We start from the raw sequence: 24,290 nt of genomic DNA, 5'->3' as shown, positions 1-24,290 counted from the left end.
GTCCATTTCTGGACTGGAAGTCTAAGTAGTGGCCGGCCCGGCTGTCCAGCGAGAAAAGGAGCGAGGCGCACGTCCGGCCGCCGCGCGCACCTTCGTCAACTACCACCTCACCGCGCTCGACGTCGCGGCCATCACCATCGGCGAGGACTGCCAGATCGGCCCCAACGTCCAACTGCTCACCCCCACCCACCCCTTGGAGCCGCGGCCGCGCCGGGACAAGCTGGAGGCCGTCAGGCCGATCACCATCGGCGACAACTCCGTCATCGGCGCGGGCGCCGTCGTGACCAAGGACGTGCCCGCCGACGTCGTCGCGGTCGGTCATCCGGCCCGCCCGGTGCGGAGCCTGTAGACCTGCTGCCATGGCCACCGGACTCACCGACCCCCAGCGCCGTGCGCGCGTCGTCGCCGCCACGCTCGACCTCATCGCCGGGGACGGCGTCGCGGGCGTCTCCCACCGCAAGATCGCCGCCCGGGCCGGGGTGCCCTGGGGTCGATGACCTACCTCTTCAGCGGCATCGCGAGCTGCTCGGTGAGGCGTTCCGCAGCTTCACCGACCACATCGTCGCGCTGTTCGACGCGCACCTCACGCCCCCGGCCGACCGGGACCAGGCCAGGGCGGCCGTGGCCGACCTCATCCACGCGCTGTCCGAGGGCAGTCAGCGCGACCTCGTCCTCACCCAGGAGCTGTACACCCTCGCGGCGCGCCGGCCCGCCTACCGGGAACTCACCCGGGAACGGATGGCGCGCAGCCGTGCGCACCTGGAGAAGCACTTCGACCCCGGCACGGCACGCCAGCCGGACGTCCCCATCGAGGGACTGGCCCTGCATCGGGCCCTGTCGCCCGCGCCCCACGACCGCGCCCTCACCCTGGAGGCCGTCACCCGCATCACGGCGACGGACCGTCCATGACCGTACGGATGAATTCCGTCCGGGGCGCGATCAGCGAGGCGTGTCGGACCGTGGGGCGCCGGGGGCCGGTCGGTACGACGGGAGCCGGTGCCCGCCCTGCGCGGCTGGCCCTGTCCGACTCCACCGCCGAAAGGGACCTCGTGACCGCTCCCGTCACCCTCGACCACCGCGTCTCCGGCTACGACCTGCGGCACGCCTACTGTCTCGCCCAGGCGTGCGCGCTGGCGTACAAGGACCAGGCCACCATCGAACAGCAGGCGAACAAGTGGGGCTTCGGCCGTGTGCGCCACCACGAGACGCGGTTCACGCCGCCGTTCCCGCTGCAGGACACGCAGGCGTACACGCTGGCCAGCGACCACATGATCATCACCGCGTTCCGCGGCACGGAACCCGACCAGATCAAGGACTGGCTGACCGACGGCACGGCACCGCCGCGGCGCGGCCCGGACGGCACCGGGCACGTCCACCACGGTTTCGCCGAGGCCCTGGACTCGATCTACCCGGACGTCCTGGCCACGCTCGACGAGTGGCGGACCAACGGGCAGAGCGTGTGGTTCACCGGGCACAGCCTCGGCGGAGCGCTGGCGATGCTCGCCGGGGCGCGGATGTACCTGGAGGAGCCGCGGCTGGCGGCGGACGGCGTGTACACCTTCGGCCAGCCCCGCACCTGCGACCCCCAACTCGCCGCCGCGTACGACAAGGGCTACAAGAACCGCATGTACCGCTTCGTCAACAACAACGACATCGTGCCGCAGCTCCCGCCGGAGCCCTTCTACACGCATGTGAGCGCCCTGCGGTACATCGACTCCCGCGGCCGGATCCGCGAGTCCATGCCGCTGGTCGGCGGGCTGGCCGACCGGGTGGGCGGGCTGACCGCGGACCTCTTCGCGCCGGCCAGTGACGGCGTGCGGGACCACTTCATCGACAGCTATCTGAAGGTCCTGGAGAAGAACCTGGACTGAGGCGCCGCGCCCCCTTCGGGGGGCACGGGAACGGCCGGCCGCCGCCCTCCGTGGTGCGGCAGCGTCGTAATCCCGCCGAATTTGCGGACGTGGTGTACGGCCAGGTGAGCGACGGGGCGAGCGGCGCGAGAATGGTGGGGGCCTGGCGAGGTGCACGCGGCACATTCGGGCGAAACGATCCGCCAGGCAGGCTCCGCAGTTGCGACCGCTGTCTCCACCCCCGGCACGTGCGCGCCGAAACGGAGGACCGACGCATGGCCACACCACTCACCGCCGCCCGGCTCGTCGCCGCGTTGCAGGCCGAGGGCTGCGCCGTTCACGAGGTCAGTGGCTGGCGCACCAACAACCGCAACCACAAGGGCCCTTGGGGGCCCGTCCACGGCGTGATGATCCACCACACCGTCACCGGGCCCGGCACGGACGTCGTCGGGCTCATCTACCACGGCCACAGCGCCCTGCCCGGCCCGCTCGCCACCGGCTGCATCACCAAGGACGGCGTCGTCCACCTGACCGGCAACGGCCGGGCCAACCACGCCGGAGGCGGCGACGGCGACGTACTGAACGCCGTCATCGGCGAGTCGTACGGCGCCTACCCGCCCCCGACGCACGAGCACGACGGCTCGGGCGGCGCGGTCGACGGCAACGCCCGTTTCTACGGCTGGGAGTGCGAGAACAAGGGCGATGGCAGGGACCCCTGGCCGCCCGCCCAGTACCTCGCCATGGTCAAGGCCACCGCCGCGGTCTGCCGCGCGCACGGCTGGGGCCACAAGAGCGCGATCGGCCACCTGGAATGGAGCGACTGGAAGGTCGATCCGCGCGGATTCGACATGGCCGGCTTCCGCCGTGACGTGGCCGACGCCCTGGCCCTCCCGGCGGGCCTGTGGGAAGGAGAGGACCCCATGCCCCAGTACGTCAACCTCGGTGTCGCCGAGCGGTACCGACTCGCGCCCGGCGCCTGGGACTCGGTGGAGTTCGCCACCGAGTGGAGCGACGAGACCGGCGACCACGCCACCGGCGGGAGCGTCTTCGCCCGGGGACCGGCCCGGTTCAGCGGGACCGTGAGCCTCCACCTCGACGGACTGCCGGCGGGTGCGGTCGTCCAGGCGCGCATGTCGGAGTACCAGGGCGACCAGCACCGCGCGGACCACCCGATCCACGAGATCGTGGGGACCGGCGGCGGCACCTTCGCCGTCCTGCCCGTGACGAAGCGCATAGCGTCGGGGCGCAGCATGCGCGTGCGGCTGCTGAACCAGGCCGCCGTCCCGGTCACCGTCGCGAGCGCCGTGCTGACCGTGCTGGTGTGGAAGGAGGCGTGAGCCCCCGGGGTCACTTCGGGGCCGGAAGTCCGGGGCCCGGGCAGCGTACGTTCGCCGCGGGCACCGTTCCGTCCACCAGGTAGGCCGCCGCGGTGCCGTCCACGCAGGCATTGCCGCGGCTCGCGAACACACCGTGGGAGTAGTCGTCGTCGAGGGTGACCAGCGTTGAGCCGGGCAGCAGCCGCTGCAACGAGCGGGCTCCCTCGACCGGCGTCACGGGGTCGTGCGCGGAGGCGACCAGGAGGACCGGCGGCGCGGCCGGGCTGCCGAGCGGGGGGCGGTGTCCGGGCCGGTGGTGCCAGTAGGCGCAGGTGCTCGCCTCCATGCCGGTCAGCACCGGCTGCGCGTCGGCCCGGCGGATGCGGCGGATGTCGGCGACGATCTCGCGGGGGCTCGGGCCCGGCCCGTCGGCACACTTGACGACGCGGTTGGCCGCCTCGTAGGTGCGGGATTCCGGGCCGTCGAAGGCGGCGGCCGGGCGCAGCGCGTCGACGCCGCCGTCGGCCAGGTAGCCGCGCAGCCCGCCGGCCAGCCCCGCCCACCGCTCGGTGCGGCCCAGGGCGCGGTACACCGCCCGGTCGAACTCCGCCGCGCCGAAACCGGCCACCGGCCGCGCGGCGAGCCCCCGGCGCACGCGCAGGTACGAGGCACGCACCTCGGCCGGTGTCGCTCCCAGTCCGAAGTGCCCGGCGGCCCAGGCGAAGAAAGTGTCGCGCTGGCGCAGCAGCGCCCGGCTCTGCCGGACGTCGAAGTCGTACCAGTCCCACGGGCCGACGACGCTGTCCAGCACCATCCGGCCCACGCGGTGCGGGAACCGGGCGGTGTAGGCGGCGCCCAGGTAGGTGCCGTAGGAGACGCCGAGGAAGTTCGTCCTCGGTTCGCCGAGGGCCGCGCGTATCGCGTCCATGTCGTAGGCCGTCTGCTCGGTGGACAGATGCGGCAGCAGACGGCCCGCGTGCGCGGCGCAGTCGTCCGCCATGGCCCGCAGGGACCTCAGGTACGTCCGCTCCGCCGCTGGTCCCACCGGCACCGGGTCGCCGCCCGGGCTGTCGAAGAGGCCGCCCATCGGGCCGCAGGAGACGGGGGTGCTCCGTCCGGTACCGCGCGGGTCGAAGCCGATCACGTCGTACGCGCGCCGCACGCTCTCGGGGAGTTTCGCCCGCTTGGTGACCGCGTAGGGGAGTCCGGAGCCGCCCGGGCCGCCCGGGTTGACCAGCAGGATGCCGCGCCGTTCGGCGGGCGTGCCCGAGGCGCGGACCCGGGAGACCGCGACCTCGATGCGTGGCCCCCGGGGCTGCCGCCAGTCGAGCGGCACGGTGAGCCGCCCGCACTCCACGCGCTCCGGAGCGGCCGGCCGGGGGACGGAGTCCGGGCAGGCGGTGAAGCGCAGGGGCGAGTGTGGCTCCGCCGCCTGGACGGGGGCGGCCGGGATCAGGGTCGTGGCGGCCGTGAGGGCGGACAGCAGTGCGGTGCGGCGTGCGGGACGGGTCAAGGGGGTCTCTCCAGAAGATCTTCGCCCAACCAGGTGACAATGAAAATGATTATCGATAACGTCTCCGGCGGCAACACCCGGCGCCCTCCCCCCGGAGGGTTCGCCGGGCTGCCCGCACGCCTCGAACTCATCGTGGAAAAGGGGGAGTTGTGGCTCATCTGTTGGTGGTCGAGAGCTGGGTAGGCTCCATGAGCAGACTGCTGCCGCGGGCGATCCGGGAGAACGGGCACACGTTCACCTTCCTCACCCGCGACCTGCACCACTACCTGCGCTCGGCACCGGAGGGGACCGCCCACCCGCTGCTCGGCGCCCGCAACGTCATCACCGCCGACACCAACGACATCGAGGCACTGCTGCCCGAAGTCGAGCGGCTGCACGAGGTGCTCGGCTTCGACGGGGTCGTCACGTCCTGCGACTACTACCTGCCCGCGGTGGCCCGGATCGCGGGCCGTCTCGGACTGCCCGGCCCCGGCCCGGAGGCGGTGGAGAACGCCTGCCGCAAGGACGCCACCCGCCGCGTCCTCGACGACGCCGGAGTTCCCGGCCCGCGCTTCGCCGTGCGCGAGGAGTGGGCGGACCTCGCGCGAGCGGCGCGGGAGATCGGCTACCCGCTCGTCGTCAAGCCCGTCGACCTGTGCGCCGGCATGTATGTGCGCCGGGTCGACGACGAGGCACAGCTCGCCGCCGCCTACCGGGCCCTGGCCGACTTCCCGGTCAACGCCCGCGGACAGCGGCGCACACCCGTGGTGCTGCTCGAAGAGCTGCTGGACGGCCCCGAGGTGAGCGTCGAGACGGTGTCGTACGCGGGCGCCGTCCAGGTGGTGGGCGTGACCGACAAGAGCGTCGGCGGGGCGCCCGCCTTCGTCGAGACCGGCCACATGTTCCCGGCCGCCCTGGCACCCGCCGACGCCGAGGCCGCCGAACAGACCGCCCTGGCCGCGCTCAAGGCCCTCGGCCTGACCGACGGGGTCGTCGCCCACACGGAGATCAAGCTGACCTCCGCCGGGCCGCGCGTGGTCGAGGTCAACCCCCGGCCCGCCGGCAACCGCATCACCGAGCTCATACGCCACGTCACCGGCGTCGACCTGGCCGCCGCCTTCGTCGACGTCGCCCTGGGCCGCGCACCCGACCTGCGGCACACCGACACCGGGCTGCGCAGCGCCGCCATCGGCTTCCTGGTGCCGGAGACCTCGGGCACCCTCGAAGCCCTGGACGGCAGCGGGCTGCGCGACCTGCCCGGGGTGCTGGAGGTCCAACTCGCCGAGCCCGGCAGGGCGGTGAAGGCGGCCGGCAGCAACAACGAGTACCTCGGGCACGTCATGGCCGGCGACGCCGACGGGCCCGGGGCCCGCGCACGCGTCGAAGCCCTGCTGGACGGGCTCCGCTCGGGGCTGGTGATCCGATGACCACCGCCCTCACCGGCACGCCCTACGACGACCTCGTGGCGCGGGTGCGCGACGGAGCCCTCGGGCCCGACCCGGCCGCCCTGCGCGTCTCCGTCGCCTTCACCACCCGGCAGGCCGTCCGGCACGCCGGGCGCGGCACCGGCTACCGCAACGAGGTCCTCAGCCTGCGCCTCGCCGAAGCCGTCGGCTCCTGCGCGGTCGAGCCCGGGGCGCTGCCGGACAGCGCCGTCGAGGACTGCGTCGGCGCGGACGTGGCCTCGCTGCTGGAGCACCCGCTGCCGCCGGTGCGCGTGGCGGCCCTCGACGCCTACCTGATGCACGTCCTGCCGCACACCCCGGACCAGGGGGCCGCGCCCGTGCCGCTGCCCGCCGGGTCGTCGCTGGAGAAGTCCCGGGCCCGGGCCGAGGCCGTCGTCGAGTTGCTCGACCTGCCGCCCGGCGGCACCGTGCTCGTGGTGGGAGTCGTCAACTCCCTGCTGGAAGCGCTGCGTTCGCGCGGCCTGCGCTACGTCCCCTGCGACCTCAAGGGCGGCGCGACCGAGTGGGGCGAGCCGGTGGCCACCGACGCGCTCGCCGCGGCCGACGGGTGCGAGGCGCTGCTCGTCTCCGGCATGACCCTGGGCAACGGCACCTTCGAACCGCTGCGGCGGCACGCCCAGGCGTACGGCAAGCAGCTCGTGATGTTCGCCCAGACCGGCAGCGCCGTACTGCCCCGCCTCCTCGGCCAGGGGGTGAGCGCGGTGTGCGCGGAGCCCTACCCGTTCTTCTGGCTCGACGGCGGCCCCGGGGTCGTCCACCGCTACCGCGGCTCCTGTCCCGGAGGCGGCCGATGACCACCACCGCACTCCGGCCGCAGGCCCGCCGGGAACTGCTCTCCCTGCTCGGCCGCACCCCGCTGGCCCGCGTCACCGCCGACCTGCCCGGCCCCCACCCCGGCTTCTGGGCCAAGCTCGAAGGCCTCGCGGCGGGCGGCATGAAGGCACGGGCCGCCGTGTCGATGCTGCTCGGCGCCCGCGAGCGCGGCGAACTGCGGCCCGGCGCCCCGGTCGTGGAGTCCACCTCCGGCACCCTCGGCATCGGACTCGCCTTCGCCGGACAGGCCCTCGGCCATCCGATCGTGCTGGTCGGCGACCGCGAACTGGAGCCGTCCATGCGGCAGTTGCTGCGCTCCCACGGAGTGCGGCTGGAGATCGCCGACCGCCCGGCCGAGCAGGGCGGCTGGCAGGCCGCCCGCCTCGCCCTGCTGCGCGACCTGCTCGCCGAACTGCCCGGCGCCTACTGGCCCGACCAGTACAACAACCCCGACAACACCGCCGGCTACGCCTCACTGGCCGCCGAACTCGCCGTGCAGCTCGACCACCTCGACATCCTGGTGTGCAGCGTGGGCACCGGCGGCCACAGCGCCGGCATCATCGGCCCGCTGCGCCGCCACTGGCCCGCCCTGCGGCTCATCGGCGTCGACGCCACCGGCTCCACCATCTTCGGCCAGCCCGCCCGGCCCCGCCTGATGCGCGGCCTCGGCAGCAGCATCCACCCGCGCAACGTCGCCTACGACGCCTTCGACGAGGTGCACTGGGTCGGCCCCGCCGAGGCCGTCGACAGCTGCCGCCGCCTCGCCCGGGGCGCGTTCGTCAGCGGCGGCTGGAGCACCGGCGCCGCCGCCCGGGTCGCCGCCTGGGCCGCCCGCGTCCACCCCGGGGCGGTCGTCGCCACCGTCTTCCCCGACGGCCCGCACCGCTACCTCTCCACGGTCTACGACGACGACTTCACCACCGCCCACGGCCTGGACCCCGCCACCGCCGCCACCCGGCCCGTCGAGATCCCGCACCCCTACGCGGCGGAGGCCGCCGGCTGGGTCCGCTGCACCCGCGTCAGCGACCCCCTCGCCGCCCCCGCCCTCCGGAAAGAGAGCCCGTGAAGTCCAGCCTGCGCACCGTACGCCTCGCCCTCGCCGAGCCGCTGCGCATCTCCCGTTCCACCATGGCCGCACGCGACGCCGTGTGGCTGACCGTCGAGCACGACGGACTGCGCGGTCACGGCGAGGCCGTCACCAGCGTGTACTACGGACTCGGCACCGAGACGCTGGTCCGGCTCCTCACGGCCGTGGACCTGAGCCGTTTCACCGACCCGGAGAGCGCCCTGGAGGCCCTGCGCGCGGGGGAGCTGCCCGGCGTCGACACCCCGCCCGCGGTCACCGCCGCTGTCGAGTCGGCGCTGCTCGACCTGGCCGGCAAGCGCGCGGGCCTGCCCGTGCACCGCCTCCTCGGCGCCGCCGCGCCGCCCGTCGCCGCGACCGCCCGCACCATCGGCATCACGGCCCCGGTCCAGGCCGCGGCGCAGGCCCGCGGCCTCGCCGCGCGCGGCTTCGAGGTCATCAAGGTCAAGGCGGGCGCCCCCGACCCCGAGGACGACATCGAGCGCGTCCGCGTCATCCGCGACGCCGCCCCCCGGGCCCGGCTGCTCCTCGACCCCAACGGCGCCTGGTCCGTGGCACAGGCCGACGCCCTGCTGCCGCGCTTCGCCGAACTCGGCGTGGAGGCCGTCGAGCAGCCCCTCGCCCCCGGCGACCCGGAGGCCCTGGCCGCCCTCGCGCGGCGCGCACCGCTGCCCGTCGTCGCCGACGAGGACGCCGTGAACCTGGAGGACGTCCGCCGCCTCGCCGGACGCGTCCAGGGCGTCAACGTCAAGCTCGCCAAATGCGGCGGGGTGCACGCGGCCCTGCGCATCGCCGAGTCGATCGAGGGCAGCGGCACCGCGCTGATGCTCGGCTGCCTCACCGCCAGCACCCTCGGACTGGCCCCGGCCGTCCACCTCGCCGACCGGGCCCGCTGGACCGACCTCGACGGGCACCTGCTGCTCGCCCACGACCCGTGGACCGGGATCGGCGGCACCGACGGCACCGTACGCACCAGCGGCCTTCCCGGACTCGGTGTCGAGGAGGTGGCGGCGCGTGAAGACGTGGCATGAGATGAAGCGCTTCCCGCTCGCCGTACGGCTGCTGCTGGTCAACCAGCTCGGCGTCAACACCGGCTTCTACCTGCTCATCCCCTACCTCGCCACCCACCTCACCGAGAACCTCGGCCTGTCGGCGGCCGTCGTCGGTGTCGTCCTCGGCGTGCGCAACCTCAGCCAGCAGGGCCTGTTCATCATCGGCGGCTCCGCCTCCGACCGGCTCGGCGCGCGCGGCGTCATCATCGCCGGCTGCGCCCTGCGCACCCTCGGCTTCGCGCTGTTCGCGCTCGGCGACGGGCTGGCCGTGCTGCTCGCCGCCTCCGTGCTCAGCGGCGTCGCCGGGGCCCTGTTCAACCCGGCCGTGCGGGCCTACCTCGCGCAGGAGGCGGGGGAGCGCAGGGCGGAGGCCTTCGCGCTGTTCAACGTCTTCGCCACGACCGGCGCACTCGTCGGGCCGCTGCTGGGCAGCGTGCTGCTCCTCGTCGACTTCCGCACGTCCGCGCTGACCGCGGCCGGCATCTTCGCGGTGCTCACCGTCGCGCAGGCCCTCGTCCTGCCCGCGCGCAGGGCCGAACCCAGCGGCGGCAGCGTCCTCGGGGACTGGCGGGAGGTGCTCGGCAACCGGGCGTTCCTGGCCTTCGCGCTCGCCATGGTCGGCATGTTCACCCTGGAGAACCAGCTGTACCTGCTGCTGCCGGCCGGGGCGAGGGAAGCCACCGGCTGGGACGGGGCGGCGGGCATCGTCTTCCTCGTCGGCACGGTGGCCAACCTGGCGCTCCAGCTGCGGATCACCAGAAGCCTCAAAACACGGGGCAGCAGGGGGCGCTGGATCGCCGCCGGCCTCACGGTGATGGGGCTGGCCTTCCTGCCGCCGGCCTTCCTGCCGGGCGTCGTACCCGTCCTGGCCGGCGCCCTGCTCCTCTACATCGGCGTCATGATCGCCCAGCCGTTCGTGATGGAACTGATCCCCGGCTTCGGCCGCCCCGAACTGACCGGCACCTACTTCGGGATCTTCTACGTCGTCTCCGGCGTCGCCGCGGCCCTCGGCAACACCGCCGTCGGCTGGGCCATGGACACCGGTGAGCAGGGCGCCGCCTGGCTGCCCTGGGTGTGCTGCGCCTGCTTCGGTCTCGCCTCCGCGCTCGGCGTGGCCTGGCTGCGCCGGCTCGGCGCCCTGCCCGCGAGCCCGGCCCCGGAGGTCCCCGCCCCGGCGGGGGAGAGGAGCAAGGCGTGACCAGCGGCAACCTTCTCACCGACAACCCGGCGCTGTACGAGGCCCGCTTCCCCGACGCCGAGCGGCTGGCCGCCCGGTGGACGGAGGACTGCCTGCGCCGCCACGGCGCCGGGCCGCGCGTGCTGGACATGGGATGCGGCACCGGCCGCGACGCCGCCGGGCTGCACCGGGCCGGCCGCACGGTGACCGGCGCCGACCTCTCCGAGGCGATGCTCGCCCACGCCCGCACCCGCCATCCCGGCCCCGCGTACGTCCGGGCCGACCTGCACGGCTTCGACCTCGGCACCTTCGACGCCGTCGTCTGCCTGGACAGCTCCCTGCTGTACTGCCACACCAACGACCAGCTCGACGGCTTCCTCACCTCCTGCCGCAAGGCCCTCGCACCGGGCGGCCTGCTCGTCGCGGAGATGCGCAACGGCGCCTACTTCCTCGGCCGGACCGACCTGCTCGACCGGCCCGCGGTCAACGAGTTCACCTGGCAGGGCACGGCCTACCGGTCCACCACCACGCTCACGGTGGACCGCACGGCCCAGCTCCTGCGCCGCACCCGCGTCTGGACCACCGACGACGGAGCGCCTCCCGTCACCCAGCACTCCGCCTGGCGGCTGCTCTTCCCGCAGGAACTGCGGCACCTCCTCGCCGCGCACGGATTCGAGGTGCTGGAACTCCACGACGGGCCCGGCCCCCGCACCGAACCCCCCTGGACCGAGGGCGAGATGCCCGGCCGGAAGACCGACGCGGACCGGCTGCACCTCGTCGCGCGCACGCTCACCCACTGACCCGAAGGACCAGACATGTACGACGAACGCTTCCCCGGCCTGCGCCGCCGCGGCTTCCTCGCCGCCACCACCGGCGCCGCCGCACTCGCCCTCGCCGGCTGCGGCGGCGGCACGGACGACAAGGCCGGCACCGGCAGCGGCGGCACACCGAAGCGCGGCGGACGCCTGCGCGCCGCCTTCGCCGGCGGCGGCGCCAGCGAGACCCTCGACCCGCACCTGGCCAACCTGTTCGCCGACGTCGCCCGCGCCAAGGCCCTCTACGACAAACTCGCCGACTACGGCGCCGACCTCTCCGCCCAGCCCCGCCTCGCCGAGCAGTGGCAGTCCAACAAGACCCTCGACCGCTGGCAGGTCACCCTGCGCGAGGCCACCTTCCACGACGGCAAGCCGGTCACCGCCCAGGACGTCCTGCACAGCTACCGCCGCATCGCCGACCCGAAGCAGGCGTTCCGCGCCAAGGCGTCCCTGGAACCCATCGACCTCGACGCCAGCCGCGCCACGAACGCCCGGACCGTCGAGTTCGTCCTCAAGCGCCCCACGGCCGAATTCCCCAACATCCTGGCCGCGTTCGGCGCGTACATCGTCCCCGAGCACGCCGGTGACTTCGACAAGAAGCCGATCGGCTCCGGCCCCTTCCGGTTCGTGTCCTTCACCCCCGGCCGCTCCGCCGTCTTCCGCCGCAACGAGGACTACTGGGACGGCGCCCCGCACCTCGACGAGATCGAGTTCGTCGTCGCCAACGAGGAGTCCGCCCGCGTCAACGCCCTCCTCGCGGGCCAGGTCGAGTACGCCCACGAGCTCAACCCCACCACCGCCCGCGCCCACGAGGGCCGGGGCCAGATCGAGATCGTGCGGCTGCGCAACAGCGCCATGCAGGCGTTCTGCATGAAGACCGACCGGCCGCCCTTCGACGACAAGCGCGTCCGCGAGGCGTTCTTCCTCATCGCCGACCGCAAGGAACTCGTCGCCGGCGCCCTGTCCGGCGCGGGCGAGGTCGGCAACGACCTCTTCGGCAAGGGCTACGAGTACTACGCCGGCGGACTGCCCCAGCGCGAGCAGGACCTCGACCGCGCCCGCGCCCTGCTCAAGCAGGCCGGTGCCGAGAAACTCAAGGTCACCCTGGACACCTCGGCCGTCGCCGCCGGCTTCACCGAGGCCGCGAGCATCTTCCGCGACCAGGCCGCCAAGGCGGGCGTCACGATCGACGTGAAGACGGGCAGCAAGGACTCCTACTGGAGCGACATCCTCGACGGCGGCACCCTGTGCTGCTACCGCTCCGGCGCCATGCCCATCGAGGCCCACATCTCCCAGCGCCTCCTCACCGACTCCACCACCAACGCCACCCAGTGGCGGCACAAGGACTTCGACGCCCTCTACCAGCAGGCCCAGTCCACCCGCGACAAGACCGAGCGGGCCGCCGTCTACGAGCGGATGCAGCGCCGCCTCTACACCGAGGGTGGCTTCCTCATCTGGGGCTTCGCCGACTGGATCCTCGGCACGTCCCGCAAGGTGAGGGGAGTGGAGACCAAGGCCCCGGCCAACACCCTCGACTGGGCACGCTTCGACAAGGTATGGCTGGCGTGAATAGCGCCCCCAAGGGGCGCGGGGAACTGCGCGACCAGCCACGACGCTGCCGCAGCCGCTCGACGGCCCATCGCGGCACTTCGAGCGGCGGGCACAGTGGACTGCGTTCCTTCGTCGCCCGGCGCCTCACCCTCGGCCTGGTCCAGATCGTGGCCGTCGTGCTGCTCGTCTTCGCCCTCACCGAAGCCCTCCCGGGCGACGCCGCCGTCGCCCTGGCGGGCGACCAGCCCGACCCGGCGCGCATCGCCGCGATCCGTGAGGCCATGGACCTCGACCGGCCCGCGTACGAACGCCTGGCGGACTGGGCCGCAGGCCTGCTGCAGGGCGACTTCGGCACGTCCCTCGCCTCCGGCCGCCCAGTGGCCCAGTACATCGCCGACGGCTTCGGCCCGAGCCTGCTGCTGGCCACGCTCACCCTCGCCCTGCTCGTCCCGCTCGGCTTCGGCCTCGGCGTGCTCGCCGCCCGGCACGAGGGGCGGCTGATCGACCGGCTGGTCAGCTCCGCGACGCTCGCCGTGTACGCCGTACCCGAGTTCGCCCTCGGCGTGCTGCTGGTGACGGTGTTCGCACTGAAACTGGCCTGGCTGCCGCCGACAGCGGTGGGCTACGGCACCGACCTCATCGGCCACCCGGCGGTGCTCGTCCTGCCCGTGCTGGTCCTGCTCTCCCGCCCCGTGTGCTCCCTGTCCCGCCTGGTCCGGGCCGGCATGGTCGACGCCCTCGCCTCGCCCTACGCGGCCCACGCCCGCCGCTACGGCGTCCCCGGCGCCCGCGTCCGCTACGCCCACGCCCTGCCCAACGCCCTCGCCCCGGCCGCCCAGCAGCTCGCCCGCACCATCGACTGGCTGCTGTGCGGCGTCATCGTCGTGGAGGCGCTGTTCGTGATCCCCGGTCTCGGCACCGTCCTCCTCAACGCCGTCGCCGAACGGGACGTGCCGGTGGTGCAGGGGCTCGCCGTGGTGTTCGGCGTGCTGACCGTCGTACTGAACCTGGGCGCGGACGTGGTGGCGTACCGGCTGACACCCCGGGCGGGGGTGGCGGCATGACGGCCCCGCGCCGCCTGCTCCTCGGCCTCGCGGTCGTCGCCGTGCCGCTGCTCCTCGCCCTCCTCGGGCCCCTGTTCGCCGGTGAACCCGGCCCGCGCGCCGCCTCCTTCACCCTCGGCGGCGGCCACTGGCTCGGCACCGACTTCGTGGGCCGGGACGTCTGGCGGCAGGTGCTGCACGGCGGCCGCACGGTCGTGCTGACCGCGCTCGCGGCGACGGCCCTCGCCTACCTCGTGGCCCTCCCGGTCGGACTCGTCAGCGCGGTCACCCACGCACGGCGGCTGGAGGAGCTGCTGATGCGGCCGCTGGACGTGCTGCTCGCCGTACCGTCGCTGCTGCTCGTGCTGCTGGTGGCGTCCGTGTTCTCGCCGGGGGCCGTGGGGCTCGCGCTGCTCGTCGCGCTGGTGAACGTGCCCGACGCCGCCCGGATCGTCCGGGCCGCGGCGGCCGAGGCGGCGGCCCGGCCCGCCGTGGAGGCACTGCGCATGCAGGGCGAGTCGTGGTGGCGCGTCGCCGTCGGCTACGTCGGCCGCTCCGCCCTGCGCACCCTGGCCGCCGACGCCGGCATCCGCCTGACCGGCGTGCTGTACCTGGTGTCGACGGCCGCGTTCCTCGGCGTGGGGGTCGCCCCGGACGCCGCCGACTGGGCGGTCATGGTCGACCGCAACCGCACGGGCCTCTTCGTCCAGCCCTGGGCCGTGGTCGTGCCCGCCCTGCTGATCGTCGCCCTGACGACGGGCACCAACCTGCTCTTCGACGCCGCCCTGGAGAAGAGCCCGAGAAGGAAGGGACGGCGGCCGTGAACGACGAGACGGACCCGACCACCCCGCCGGAGCCGGTCGCCGCGCTCCACGGCCTCCGCGTCGAGATCGACGGCCGGCCGATCGTCGACGGCGTGGACCTGCGCGTGCTCCCCGGCAGGGTGACCGCCCTGGTCGGCGCCTCCGGCAGCGGCAAGACCACCACCGGCCTCGCGCTGCTGGGGGAGTACCCGCCCGGCGCCCGGGTCACGGGCGAGGTGCACCGGCCCGCCGACGGCCGGGTGGGCTACGTGCCCCAGCACCCGGCGGCCGTCCTCAACCCGGCCCGCCGCATCAGTGCCCTCCTCGACGACCTCGCCCGTCCCCGGGTACGCCACCTGCCCCGGTCCGAACGCCGCGCGGCGGCCCGGGAACTGGTCCTGCGGGCCCTGTCCGACGCCCGGCTCCCGGACGCCGAACCACTGCTGCGCCGCTACCCGCACCAGCTCTCCGGCGGCCAGCAGCAACGCGTCGTCCTGGCGCAGGCCCTCCTCCTCGGCGCCCGGGTCGTCGTCGCCGACGAACCCACCACCGGCCAGGACCCGGTCACCAAGAGCGGCATCGTCGACCAGCTCGCGGCGCTCGCGGCCCGCGGCATCGCGGTCGTGCTGCTCAGCCACGACCTCGACGTGGTCCGGGACCTTGCCGACGAGGTCCTCGTCCTGCGCTCGGGACGGGTCGTCGAGTCGGGCCCCGTGGCACGGCTGTGGGAGGCCCCCCGCCACGCGTGGACCCGCCGGCTGCTCGCCGAACAGCCCCCGGCACCGCAGGAAGAGGCACCCGCCGACGCCGGACCGCCCACCCTCGAGGTACGGGACCTGACCGCCGTGCACGACCGCCGGACCACCGTCCTGCGCGTCCCGCACCTGGCGCTCCACCCCGGCGAGTGCCTGGCCGTGGTCGGCCGCTCCGGCAGCGGCAAGACCACCCTCGGCCGCTGCCTCGCCGGCCTCCACCGCCACCACGACGGCGAGATCCTCCTCGACGGCACGCCCCTGCCGCGCAGCCTGCGCCACCGCGGCCGGGACCGACTGGCCGCCGTGCAGTACGTCTTCCAGGACGCCCGCGCCGCCTTCGACGAGCACCGGCCCGTCCTGCACCAGGTGGCCCGCACGGCGGTACGGCTGCGGGGCACCGAGGAGCGGGCGGCGACGGACGAGGCGTCGGCCACCCTCGCCCGGCTCGGCCTGCCGGAGGAACTGGCCCGGCGGCGCCCCGGCGAGCTCTCCGGCGGTGAACTCCAGCGCGCCGCCCTCGCCCGCGCCCTCCTCGCCCAGCCCCGGGTCCTGGTCTGCGACGAGATCACCTCCGGCCTCGACACCGTCACCCGCCGCGGCATCCTCGACCTGCTCGCCGCCCTGGTCCGCGACCGCGGCGACCTCGCCCTGGTCCTCATCACCCACGACCCGGCCACGGCGGCCCTCGCCCACCGCATCGCCGTCCTGGACGCCGGCGAAATCGTCGAACAGGGCCCGGCCCGGCAGGTCCTGACCGAGCCGCGGCACCCCTTCACGCTCGCCCTCCGGGAGACGATCGACCGCCTCGGCACGTATACCCGGGCATGAACCGAAGCCGGTCCCGTCCCTTACGAGTTGAACCAGGCCGCCGCCCTGTGATTAGGGTGCGGGCGATGTTCTGCGCAGACGCCACCCCCTTACCCCGGACCAGCCGAGGCACAGCCGCTTCGAGGATCCCCGGGAGGGCCCGTGAGTGACACGCTGGCCACGGCCCGCCCGGCGGCCGGAGCGGCCCGGGCGCCGCGGACCGGGGAGCGGGACGCACCGGCCCGCCCGCCCCGGCAGCGGGACGCGTTCTTCGACAACGCCAAGTACCTGGCGATCGTGCTGGTGGCCGTCGGGCACGCCTGGGAGCCGCTGCGAGCGGGCAGCAGGCCCGTCACGGCCCTCTACATGCTCGTCTACGCCTTCCACATGCCGGCGTTCATCATCATCTCCGGCTACTTCTCGCGCACCTTCGACGGCAGCCCCGCACGGCTGAGGCGGCTGGTCACCGGCGTCGTCGTCCCGTACGTGGTGTTCGAGACGGCGTACTCCCTGTTCACCCGGTGGTCCAGCCAGGACCCCGACCGGCCGGTCAGCCTGCTGGACCCGCTGTACCTGACCTGGTTCCTGGCGGCGCTGTTCGTCTGGCGGCTGACGACGCCGGTGTGGCGGCTCGTGCGGTGGCCGCTGCCGGTCGCCCTCGGTATCGCGGCGCTGGCGACGCTCACGCCGTCCCTCGGCCCCGACCTCGACCTGCAGCGCACCCTGCAGTTCCTGCCGTACTTCGTGCTCGGCCTGCTGCTGCGGCCCGAGCACTTCCGGCTGGTGAGACAGCGCACCGCACGGATCCTCGCCGTGCCGGTGGCCCTCTGCGCGCTGGGCGTGGCGTACTGGGCCGTGCCGCGGATGGACTACGCCTGGTTCTTCCACGCGAACAGCGCCCGGGAGCTGGCCGCCCCCTTCTGGTACGGGCCCCTGATGACGCTGGCCGCCTTCGGCTGCTCGGCGGTCCTGGTGGCCTGCTTCCTCGCCTGGGTGCCGGGGCGCCGGACGTGGTTCACCGCCCTGGGCGCGGGCACGCTGTACGGCTATCTGCTGCACGGCTTCGTCGCCCAGGCCGCCAAGCACTGGGGCTGGTACGAGCCGGCCTGGGTCGGCCGTCCCGCCGGTGTGCTCCTCGTCACCGCCGTGGCCGCCGGGGTGATGACCGCGCTGTGCACGCCGTCCGTACGGCGGGTGTTCCGCTGCGTGACGGAACCGGCGATGCCGTGGGCCTTCGCGGAGGGAAAGAGGTGAGGCGGCGCGAGCGCCGGGGTCAGTGTGCCTCGGGCTCGCTCGGCGGCGCGGCGTGCCCGTTCAGGGCCTGGGTCATCTGATGCTGCGTCTCTTCGGCCACCACGCGGGCCTCCTCGACGACGTCACCGCGTTCACGGATGAGGCTCTCGTAGATCGGCAGTTCTTCGTTCCGGGTCACGTCGGGTTTCACAGGGGTTGGTCCTATCGCTTCACAGCAGGGGTCTGGGGGGCCCGTGTAAGTCTGCGCCATGCCCTGCCGTGGTGTTACCCGCCCCCGTGATGTCCAGAATTCCGTCACGTGCTTCGCGAATTCCCCCATATTGCGACCGCGGGGAGGATGAACGGCCAACGCGAAGGGCCCCGGGGAATTCCCGGGGCCCTTCGGGACGACGTGTCAGAGGGAGGTCGTGTGAACGCCCGCGCTCCCGCTCGCCGCCGCGCCCGCCGGCGACAGAACCGCCTGGAGGTCGGCGCAGGCCTCGGCCGTCAGCGGCTCGACCAGGCCGGCGGACAGGCCGCCCACCAGGCTCGCGGAGGCGCCGACGCCCGCGTTGCCGCCGGAGACGAGCTCCAGGTCGGCGTCGGACAGCTCGGCGGTGTCGACCCGAGGGGTGAGGTTCATGGGGGTGTTTCCCTTCACGTGAATATCTCGCAAGAGCGGCGAGCGTGGGGGGTCGCCGGATTGCAGAACCGGGATTCCGCACCGGCGGCTCCGCCGTGCGCAAGATCAAAGCACTTACCCGGGAAGACGGCCAGCCGCGTTCCTATGGCGCACGGTGCCTTTCCGGGAATGCCTTCACTTCTGTGACCACGGGGTCACGCGCCACCCCGATTTCTTCACACGGCCCGTCGTCCGGGCCGCACGCCGGACTCTTGCGCTCCGTTTCCGGAAGCGGGCACTTCGCCGCCAACTCCCCGCACCACGCGGGGAACGGGGCGGCGGGTCCGTTCCGCCCACCACCCGCCGACCCGCGCTGTGCAGATGTGCTGGATGTTGGATGCCGCCGCGCCGCCCCGCCCGGCGCCGCGCCGGCCCGTCCGGCCGCCGCGTCAACTTTCTCGGCCGCTCTGCCGGCCCGCTCGGTCGCCGCGTCAGCCTGCCGGGCTGCCGCGTTGACCCGCTCGGCCGCCCCGCCAGCCTGCCGGGCCGCGTGCTGACCCGTCCGGCCGCGGCGTCAGCCCGCTCGGCCGCCCCGTACAGATGCCCGGCCGGGCCGCCCCGTAGGGATGCCCGGCCGGGCCGTCCCGTCGGGGTGCCCGGTCAGGGAGTTGCCTAGGCGTGCCCGGTCAGGCCGTCGCGGACGGCTGTAGTAGGCGGGCCAGTAGGTCGTCCAGGGTGACCAGGCCGGTGAGGCGGCCGGCGCTGTCGTGGACGACGGCCAGGGAGGACCGGCGTCGGCGCAGCACCTCGATGGCGTCGGCGACTGTGGTGTCGTCGGTCAGCGCGGGTACGGGGCGGGCCAGTTCCCGCGCGGTCCCGGCGCGCCCCCGGGCCCGGGCGACCAGGGCGTCCCGGGCGTGGACCGAGCCGAGGACGACGCCGTCCTCCCGGACGAGCAGCCGGGTGCGGTCGTGCGCGGCGGCCGTCCGCAGCAGTGCCTCGAGGTCCGAGCCGCCCTCCACCCAGGTGATCTCGCCGGCCGGGATCCGCAGCGCGGCCACCGGTGTCTCCGGCTCGGTCAGCGAGCGGGTCAGCAGCTCCGAGTCGGTCGCGCTGATCAGGCCCAGCCGCTCCGACTCCTCCACCAGGTGCGTCAGCTGCTCCCGGTTGTGCACCGAGGCCAGTTCGTCGCGCGGGGTCACCCGGCACAGCCGTACCAGCGCGTTGCTCACGGCGTTGAGCAGCCGGATCAGCGGCCGCACGGCCCGCACCACGGCCCGGAAGGGCGGTGAGAGCAGCATCGCCGACCGCTCGGGGTGGGCGATGGCCCAGGACTTGGGGGCCATCTCGCCGACCACCATGTGCAGGAACACCACCACGACCATCGCCACGGCGAACGCGACGCCGTAGGACACGGCGGCGGGCAGGCCCAGCGTGTGCAGCAGCGGGTCGAGTTCGTGCGAGATGGCCGGCTTGGACACCGAGCCGAGGCCCAGGGTGCACACGGTGATGCCGAGCTGGGCGCCGGCCAGCATCAGCGACAGCTCGCGCATGCCGGCCAGGGCCGTGCCGGCGCCGCGCCGCCCCTCGGCCGCCGCCTTCTCCATGCGGTGCCGCTTGGCGGCGACGAGCGCGAACTCGGCCGCCACGAAGAAGCCGCTGCCGATGAGCAGCAGCACGGTCACGAAGACCGCCGTCGGGAAACTCACGCCATCTCCTCGGCTTCGGCGTCCGCGAGCACGGCGACGCGGACGCGGTCGGCCACGTGCCGGTCGAGCGTGCGCACGTCGATCACGGCCCGGCCGCCCTCGGGCAGGCCGACCGTGACCCGGTCGCCGACCGTCGGGAAGCGGCCGAGCCGGTCCACGACCAGTCCGGCCACGGTGTCGTAGTCGTCGTCCTCCGGCAGCCGGACCCCGGTGGCCTCCGCCACCTCGTCCAGCCGGCGGCCGGCGTCCACCAGCCAGCCGTCGCCGTCCGCGACGGCGAGCACGGTGACCGTGTCGGACTCGTCGGCGATGTCGCCGACCAGCTCCTCGGCGATGTCCTCGTACGTGACGATGCCGGCGACGCCGCCGTGCTCGTCGAGGACGACCGCGAACTCGTCGTCGTGCTCCCGCATCCGCGTCACCGCGTCGGGCAGCGCGAGGGTGTCCGGCAGGAGCAGCGGACGGCGGGCCACCTCGCCCGCGGTGGCGCCGGCGAGCCGCGCGGCGGGCAGCGCCGTCAGCTCGCGCACGCCCAGGACGCCCGCGATGTCGTCCGGGTGGTCGCCGAGGACGGGGTAGTTGGAGTGGCCGTGCCGGGCGATCAGGCCGATCGCCTCCTCGGCGTCCGCGTCCTTGCGGACGAAGACGGCGTCGGCGCGCGGCACCATCACCTCGTCGAGGGTGCGCTCGGAGAACTCCAGCGCGTGGTCCAGCAGGGCGGCGGTGTCCTCGGGCAGCGCGCCCTGCTCGTGGGACTCGCCGATCAGATGGCCCAGCTCCTCCAGCGTGGCGCCGTGGTGCAGCTCCTCGACCGGCTCGATCCCGACCCTGCGCAGCAGCTTGTTCGCCGCGCTGTCGAAAACGTGCACGACGGGGCCGACGACCTTCAGATACGCCAGCGTGGACGGGGCCAGGGCCTTCGCCAGCCGCTCGGGCACGGCGAGGGCGAGGTTCTTCGGCGCCAGCTCGCCCAGCACCATCTGCACGACCGTGGCCAGCACGAAGGCCAGCACCACGGAGACGCCGCTGACGGCCGCGTCGGGCAGGCCGATCCCGGACAGGGCGGGTCGCAGCAGCGCGGACACCGACGGCTCGGCGATGAAGCCGACGACCAGCCCGGTGACGGTGATGCCGAGCTGCGCGCCCGACAGCATGAACGACAGCCGCTCCAGCACCCTGAGGGCACGGGCGGCCCTGCGGTCCCCGGCCTCGGCCTCGCGCGCGAGGGTGAGCCGGTCCACGGAGACGTAGGCGAACTCCTGGGCGACGAAGTAGCCGGTGCCGGCGGTCAGCACGAACACGGCGAGCAGGCCCAGCAGGGCTTCGGCGGCACTCATCCGACACCACCCCGCCGTGTGCCGCGATCACTGGTGCCGTGGCGAGGTGGTCCGGGACTGTGCCCCGGGGGGTCCGTCGATCTGGCGGACAAGAAGTGGCTCCTTATGCGTGGGTGTGTCTCCGGGTCAACGCTCGGCGTCGCGCCCGTGTTCCCGGATTCTACGACGGTGTAGAGAACGCCGCCCGGCGCGTGGCGGCTCAGCGGCGCAGCCCCCGCACCAGCCCGGCGGCGGCACCCGCGGCGGCCACCCCGGCCCCGGCGAGCGCGAGGCCCCTGCCCAGCCGCCCGGGGGACGCGGGGCGGGCGTCCGGCGCGACGCCGTACGCGCTGCCCGGGGCGCCGGGGAGCGCGGCGGCCAGCAGTTCCGCGAGGTGCACGCCCTCGTGGCCGCCGCTGTCGAGCTGGTGGATCTGCGTACGGCAGCTGAAGCCGTCGGCGAGGACGACCGTCTCCGGGTCCTCGGCGCGCAGCCGCGGCAGCAGCACCTGTTCCGCGCACGCCTCGCTGACGTCGAGGTGGCCGCGCTGGAAGCCGAAGTCGCCGGCCAGCCCGCAGCAGCCCGACTCCAGCCGCTCCGCGTCGACCCCGGCCCGCCGCAGCAGCTCCCGGTCGGCGTCCCAGCCCAGTACGGCGTACTGGTGGCAGTGCACCTGCGCCACCGCCCGCGCGGACCGGTCGGGCACGCGCGGGGGCTCATAGCCGGGGGAGTGCTCGGTGAGCAGTTCGGCGAGTGTCACCGTCTGCTCGCGCAGCCGCCGTACGTCCGGGTCGCCCGGGAACAGCTCGGCCGCGTCGGAGCGGAACACGGCCGTGCAGCTCGGTTCCAGCGCGACCACGAGACCGCCTGGCCGGACGTGCCCGGCGAGGCGGCGCACGGTCCGGGTGAGGACGCGTTCGGCGGTGCCGAGCTGCCCGGTGGAGATCCAGGTCAGGCCGCAGCACAGCGGCTCGGCGGGCAGCTCGACCCGCCAGCCCGCGTCCTCCAGCAGGGCGACGGCGGCCCGGCCGATGTGCGGGTGGAAGTGGTTGGTGAAGGTGTCCGGCCACAGCAGGACCGTCCCGCGCCGCCCGTCGCCCGAGGGCTCGTGCCGCCGGAACCACTGCTGGAGCGTCTGCCCGGCGAACAGGGGCGCTTCCCGGTCCGCGACCCCCGCGACGGCGACCGCCGCCTTCGACAGGGGCGGGGTGTGGGTGAGGGCGTTGACGACCGGTCCGAGCCGGGTGCGCCCGACCGCCTGGGCGAGGGCGGGCAGCCAGCCCATCGACAGGTCGGAGCGGGGCCGGCGCCAGGGCCGGCCCGCGTAGTGGTGGGACAGGAACTCCGCCTTGTAGGTGGCCATGTCGACATCGGCCGGGCAGTCCTTCTTGCAGCCCTTGCACGCCAGGCACAGGTCGAGGGCGTCCTTGACCTCCTCGGAGCGCCAGCCGTCGCGGATCGCGCTGTCGCCGTGCCCGTCGAGCATCTCGAACAGCAGCCGGGCGCGTCCGCGCGTGGAGTGCTCCTCCTCCCGTGTCACCTGGTAGGAGGGGCACATCACCGAGCCGCCCTCGTGGGTGAGCTGTCGGCACTTGCCGACGCCGACGCAGCGGTTGGCGGCCTCGGCGAAGGAGCCGCCGTCGTAGGGGAAGCGGAAGTGCGTGTCGCGCGCGTTCCGCCGCGGCGCCCAGTCGCCGCCCAGGCGCAGGTTCTCGTCCAGCCCGTACGGCGCCACGACCTTCCCGGGGTTCATCCGGTTCAGCGGGTCGAAGACGGCCTTCAGCCGTCCGAACGCCGTCACCAGTTCCTCGCCGAACATCCGGGGCAGCAGTTCGCCCCGGCTCTGCCCGTCGCCGTGCTCCCCGGAGAACGAGCCGCCGAACTCGGCGACCAGATCGGCCGCCCGCTCCATGAACCGCCGGTAGGCGGCCACCCCGTCGGCGGTGTACAGGTCGAAGGGGATCCGGGTGTGCACACAGCCCTGCCCGAAGTGGCCGTACAGGCTGGGCCCGGTGTCGCTGAGGTAGCCGAACTCCTCGTACAGCCCGCGTAGCCGGCGCAGGTACTCACCGAGCCGCTCCGGGGGCACGGCCGAGTCCTCCCAGCCCTCGAAGGTGTCGGGGCGGTGCGGCACGTGCGCGGTGGCGCCGAGGCCGGACTCCCTCACCTGCCACAGCTCCTGCTCGTGGACGGGGTCGTCGAGGAACGCCACCTCGGGGTCGTGCTCGGTCTCGTGCAGCGCGTCCAGCATCCGGTGGGCCCGCTCGTCCGCCTCCTCGACGGTGTCGGCGCCGAACTGCACCATCAGGAAGGCCCGCCCGTCGGGGAGTTCGCCGAGGGCCTCGGGGTTGAGGTGCTTGAGCTGCTGGTCGTGGATCAGCCGGTGGTCGACGCCCTCCAGGGCGATCGGCTCGTGCGGCAGGATGTCCGGCACGGCCTCGGCGGCCCGGTCGATCCGCGGGAACCCCAGCACCACCAGGGTGCGTTCCCGCACGACCGGCACGAGTTCCAGTTCGGCCCGCAGCACGGTGACGAGCGTCGACTCGCTGCCCACCAGCAGCCCGGCCACGTCGAAGTGGTGCTCCGGCAGCAGGGAGTCGAGGTTGTAGCCGGAGACCCGGCGCGGGATGCCGGGGAAACGCCGGCGGATCTCGTCGCCGTAGGTGTCCCGCAGCTCCCGCAACTGCCGGTACACGGCCGCCCGCAGATCCCCCTGCCGCTCGATCCGGGCGTACTCCTCGTCGCTGGTCTCGCCGCACCAGAAGCGGGTGCCGTCGTAGAGCAGCACCTCCAGGCGGGCGATGTTGTCGACGACCTTGCCGTGCGCCTGGGCGGTCGCGCCGCAGGAGTTGTTGCCGATCATGCCGCCGATCGTGCAGTTGGGGTGGGTGGCGGGCTCGGGGCCGTAGCGCAGCCCGGTCGGCGTGAGCTGCCGGTTGAGTTCGTCCAGGACGATGCCGGGCTGTACGACGCAGGTGCGGCGTTCGGTGTCGACGGACTCCAGCCGGTGGCAGTACTTCGACCAGTCGATCACCACGGCCGTGTTGGTGCACTGCCCGGCCAGGCTCGTCCCGCCGCCCCGGGACAGCACCGGCGCCCCGTGCTCCCGTGCCACGGCCACCGCTTCGGCCGCGGCCTCGGGCGTACGCGGCAGCACCACGCCGACCGGCGTCTGGCGGAAGTTGGAGGCGTCCGTCGCGTATGCGGCCCGGCTCCCGGCGTCGAAGCGCACCTCGCCGTCGACCCGTTCGCGCAGCGCCTGCGCGAGTGCCCCCGGGTCGGCGGGCGGTCCGCCCAGCGGGTGACGTACGACGGGGTCGGGCAGGTCGGACGCGACCATGGAGGCCTCCTGCTGTGGGGGGACGAGCAGGCGCCGGGTACCCCCG

Annotated in this window: 19 protein-coding genes and 2 pseudogenes; 15 read left to right on the top strand and 6 right to left on the bottom strand. The window is 74.1% G+C overall.

Annotated elements, in window-relative coordinates; translation table 11 throughout:
* Positions 1 to 82: 82 nt before the first annotated feature.
* The 4 genes and pseudogenes from ABZ386_RS14850 to ABZ386_RS14835 form a co-directional block, all read left to right on the top strand.
* Positions 83 to 349, top strand: a pseudogene (locus ABZ386_RS14850) (DapH/DapD/GlmU-related protein); the annotation flags it as partial.
* Positions 350 to 359: 10 nt separating this feature from the next.
* Positions 360 to 909 (top strand): annotated as a pseudogene (locus ABZ386_RS14845) (TetR family transcriptional regulator).
* A 140-nt stretch (positions 910 to 1,049) separates the two neighbouring features.
* The gene (locus tag ABZ386_RS14840) at positions 1,050 to 1,871 is read left to right on the top strand and encodes a lipase family protein (protein WP_358964905.1); all 822 of its coding nucleotides are present in this window, start codon (positions 1,050 to 1,052) and stop codon (positions 1,869 to 1,871) included.
* A gap of 254 nt (positions 1,872 to 2,125) precedes the next feature.
* Positions 2,126 to 3,187: an N-acetylmuramoyl-L-alanine amidase gene (locus tag ABZ386_RS14835; RefSeq protein ID WP_351334268.1), complete on the top strand. Its 1,062-nt coding sequence runs from the start codon at positions 2,126 to 2,128 to the stop codon at positions 3,185 to 3,187.
* 10 nt (positions 3,188 to 3,197) lie between these two features.
* Here ABZ386_RS14835 and ABZ386_RS14830 read toward each other — a convergent pair whose 3' ends face one another.
* Positions 3,198 to 4,679 (bottom strand): alpha/beta hydrolase, encoded by a 1,482-nt coding sequence (locus tag ABZ386_RS14830; RefSeq protein WP_358964858.1) that lies wholly within the window; start codon positions 4,677 to 4,679, stop codon positions 3,198 to 3,200.
* 149 nt (positions 4,680 to 4,828) lie between these two features.
* Between ABZ386_RS14830 and ABZ386_RS14825 the strand changes: the two genes are divergently transcribed.
* The 11 genes from ABZ386_RS14825 to ABZ386_RS14775 all read left to right on the top strand — a co-directional run bounded on the left by ABZ386_RS14825 (position 4,829) and on the right by ABZ386_RS14775 (position 17,278).
* On the top strand, positions 4,829 to 6,085 hold the full coding sequence (locus tag ABZ386_RS14825; protein ID WP_358964857.1) for an ATP-grasp domain-containing protein: 1,257 nt from the start codon (positions 4,829 to 4,831) through the stop codon (positions 6,083 to 6,085).
* Entirely contained in the window at positions 6,082 to 6,918 is an 837-nt protein-coding gene (locus ABZ386_RS14820) for a DUF364 domain-containing protein (protein WP_351334276.1), read from the top strand. The genes ABZ386_RS14825 and ABZ386_RS14820 overlap by 4 nt, the downstream gene beginning before the upstream one ends.
* Positions 6,915 to 8,003, top strand: a complete 1,089-nt coding sequence (locus ABZ386_RS14815; protein WP_351334278.1) for a pyridoxal-phosphate dependent enzyme — start codon at positions 6,915 to 6,917, stop codon at positions 8,001 to 8,003. Before ABZ386_RS14820 ends, ABZ386_RS14815 begins: the two co-directional genes overlap by 4 nt.
* Entirely contained in the window at positions 8,000 to 9,052 is a 1,053-nt protein-coding gene (locus ABZ386_RS14810) for an enolase C-terminal domain-like protein (protein WP_351334280.1), read from the top strand. The genes ABZ386_RS14815 and ABZ386_RS14810 overlap by 4 nt, the downstream gene beginning before the upstream one ends.
* Entirely contained in the window at positions 9,036 to 10,271 is a 1,236-nt protein-coding gene (locus ABZ386_RS14805) for an MFS transporter (RefSeq protein ID WP_355723375.1), read from the top strand. Before ABZ386_RS14810 ends, ABZ386_RS14805 begins: the two co-directional genes overlap by 17 nt.
* Positions 10,268 to 11,050, top strand: a complete 783-nt coding sequence (locus ABZ386_RS14800) for a class I SAM-dependent methyltransferase (protein ID WP_355723378.1) — start codon at positions 10,268 to 10,270, stop codon at positions 11,048 to 11,050. Before ABZ386_RS14805 ends, ABZ386_RS14800 begins: the two co-directional genes overlap by 4 nt.
* Before the next feature lie 15 nt (positions 11,051 to 11,065).
* The gene (locus ABZ386_RS14795) at positions 11,066 to 12,634 is read left to right on the top strand and encodes an ABC transporter substrate-binding protein (protein WP_351334287.1); all 1,569 of its coding nucleotides are present in this window, start codon (positions 11,066 to 11,068) and stop codon (positions 12,632 to 12,634) included.
* A gap of 101 nt (positions 12,635 to 12,735) precedes the next feature.
* Positions 12,736 to 13,680 carry an ABC transporter permease gene (locus ABZ386_RS14790; RefSeq protein WP_356500164.1) on the top strand — a complete coding sequence of 315 codons (945 nt, stop codon included), beginning with the start codon at positions 12,736 to 12,738 and terminating at the stop codon, positions 13,678 to 13,680.
* A complete protein-coding gene (locus ABZ386_RS14785; protein ID WP_351334289.1) occupies positions 13,677 to 14,483 on the top strand; it encodes an ABC transporter permease subunit in 807 nt (268 codons plus the stop codon). Before ABZ386_RS14790 ends, ABZ386_RS14785 begins: the two co-directional genes overlap by 4 nt.
* Complete coding sequence (locus ABZ386_RS14780; RefSeq protein ID WP_358964856.1) at positions 14,480 to 16,045, top strand: ATP-binding cassette domain-containing protein; 1,566 nt, start codon at positions 14,480 to 14,482, stop codon at positions 16,043 to 16,045. The genes ABZ386_RS14785 and ABZ386_RS14780 overlap by 4 nt, the downstream gene beginning before the upstream one ends.
* A gap of 141 nt (positions 16,046 to 16,186) precedes the next feature.
* The gene (locus ABZ386_RS14775; protein WP_351334294.1) at positions 16,187 to 17,278 is read left to right on the top strand and encodes an acyltransferase family protein; all 1,092 of its coding nucleotides are present in this window, start codon (positions 16,187 to 16,189) and stop codon (positions 17,276 to 17,278) included.
* Between the two features lie 19 nt (positions 17,279 to 17,297).
* On the opposite strand, the gene ABZ386_RS14770 is transcribed toward ABZ386_RS14775, so the two are convergent.
* From ABZ386_RS14770 to ABZ386_RS14750, 5 genes are all read right to left on the bottom strand, one after another.
* The gene (locus ABZ386_RS14770; protein WP_351334297.1) at positions 17,298 to 17,456 is read right to left on the bottom strand and encodes a hypothetical protein; all 159 of its coding nucleotides are present in this window, start codon (positions 17,454 to 17,456) and stop codon (positions 17,298 to 17,300) included.
* A 216-nt stretch (positions 17,457 to 17,672) separates the two neighbouring features.
* The gene (locus tag ABZ386_RS14765; RefSeq protein WP_351334300.1) at positions 17,673 to 17,900 is read right to left on the bottom strand and encodes a hypothetical protein; all 228 of its coding nucleotides are present in this window, start codon (positions 17,898 to 17,900) and stop codon (positions 17,673 to 17,675) included.
* A 665-nt stretch (positions 17,901 to 18,565) separates the two neighbouring features.
* Positions 18,566 to 19,588, bottom strand: a complete 1,023-nt coding sequence (locus tag ABZ386_RS14760; RefSeq protein WP_358964855.1) for a hemolysin family protein — start codon at positions 19,586 to 19,588, stop codon at positions 18,566 to 18,568.
* The gene (locus ABZ386_RS14755) at positions 19,585 to 20,925 is read right to left on the bottom strand and encodes a hemolysin family protein (protein WP_358964854.1); all 1,341 of its coding nucleotides are present in this window, start codon (positions 20,923 to 20,925) and stop codon (positions 19,585 to 19,587) included. Before ABZ386_RS14755 ends, ABZ386_RS14760 begins: the two co-directional genes overlap by 4 nt.
* A 199-nt stretch (positions 20,926 to 21,124) precedes the next feature.
* Positions 21,125 to 24,244, bottom strand: coding sequence for an FAD-binding and (Fe-S)-binding domain-containing protein (locus tag ABZ386_RS14750; protein ID WP_358964853.1), 3,120 nt, complete (start codon positions 24,242 to 24,244; stop codon positions 21,125 to 21,127).
* Positions 24,245 to 24,290 lie beyond the last annotated feature (46 nt).

It is taken from the genome of Streptomyces sp. NPDC006140, assembly GCF_040628815.1.
Classification (GTDB): domain Bacteria; phylum Actinomycetota; class Actinomycetes; order Streptomycetales; family Streptomycetaceae; genus Streptomyces.
Note: the sequence above shows the minus strand (reverse complement) of the source record. Positions and strands in the feature narration are given on the sequence as shown.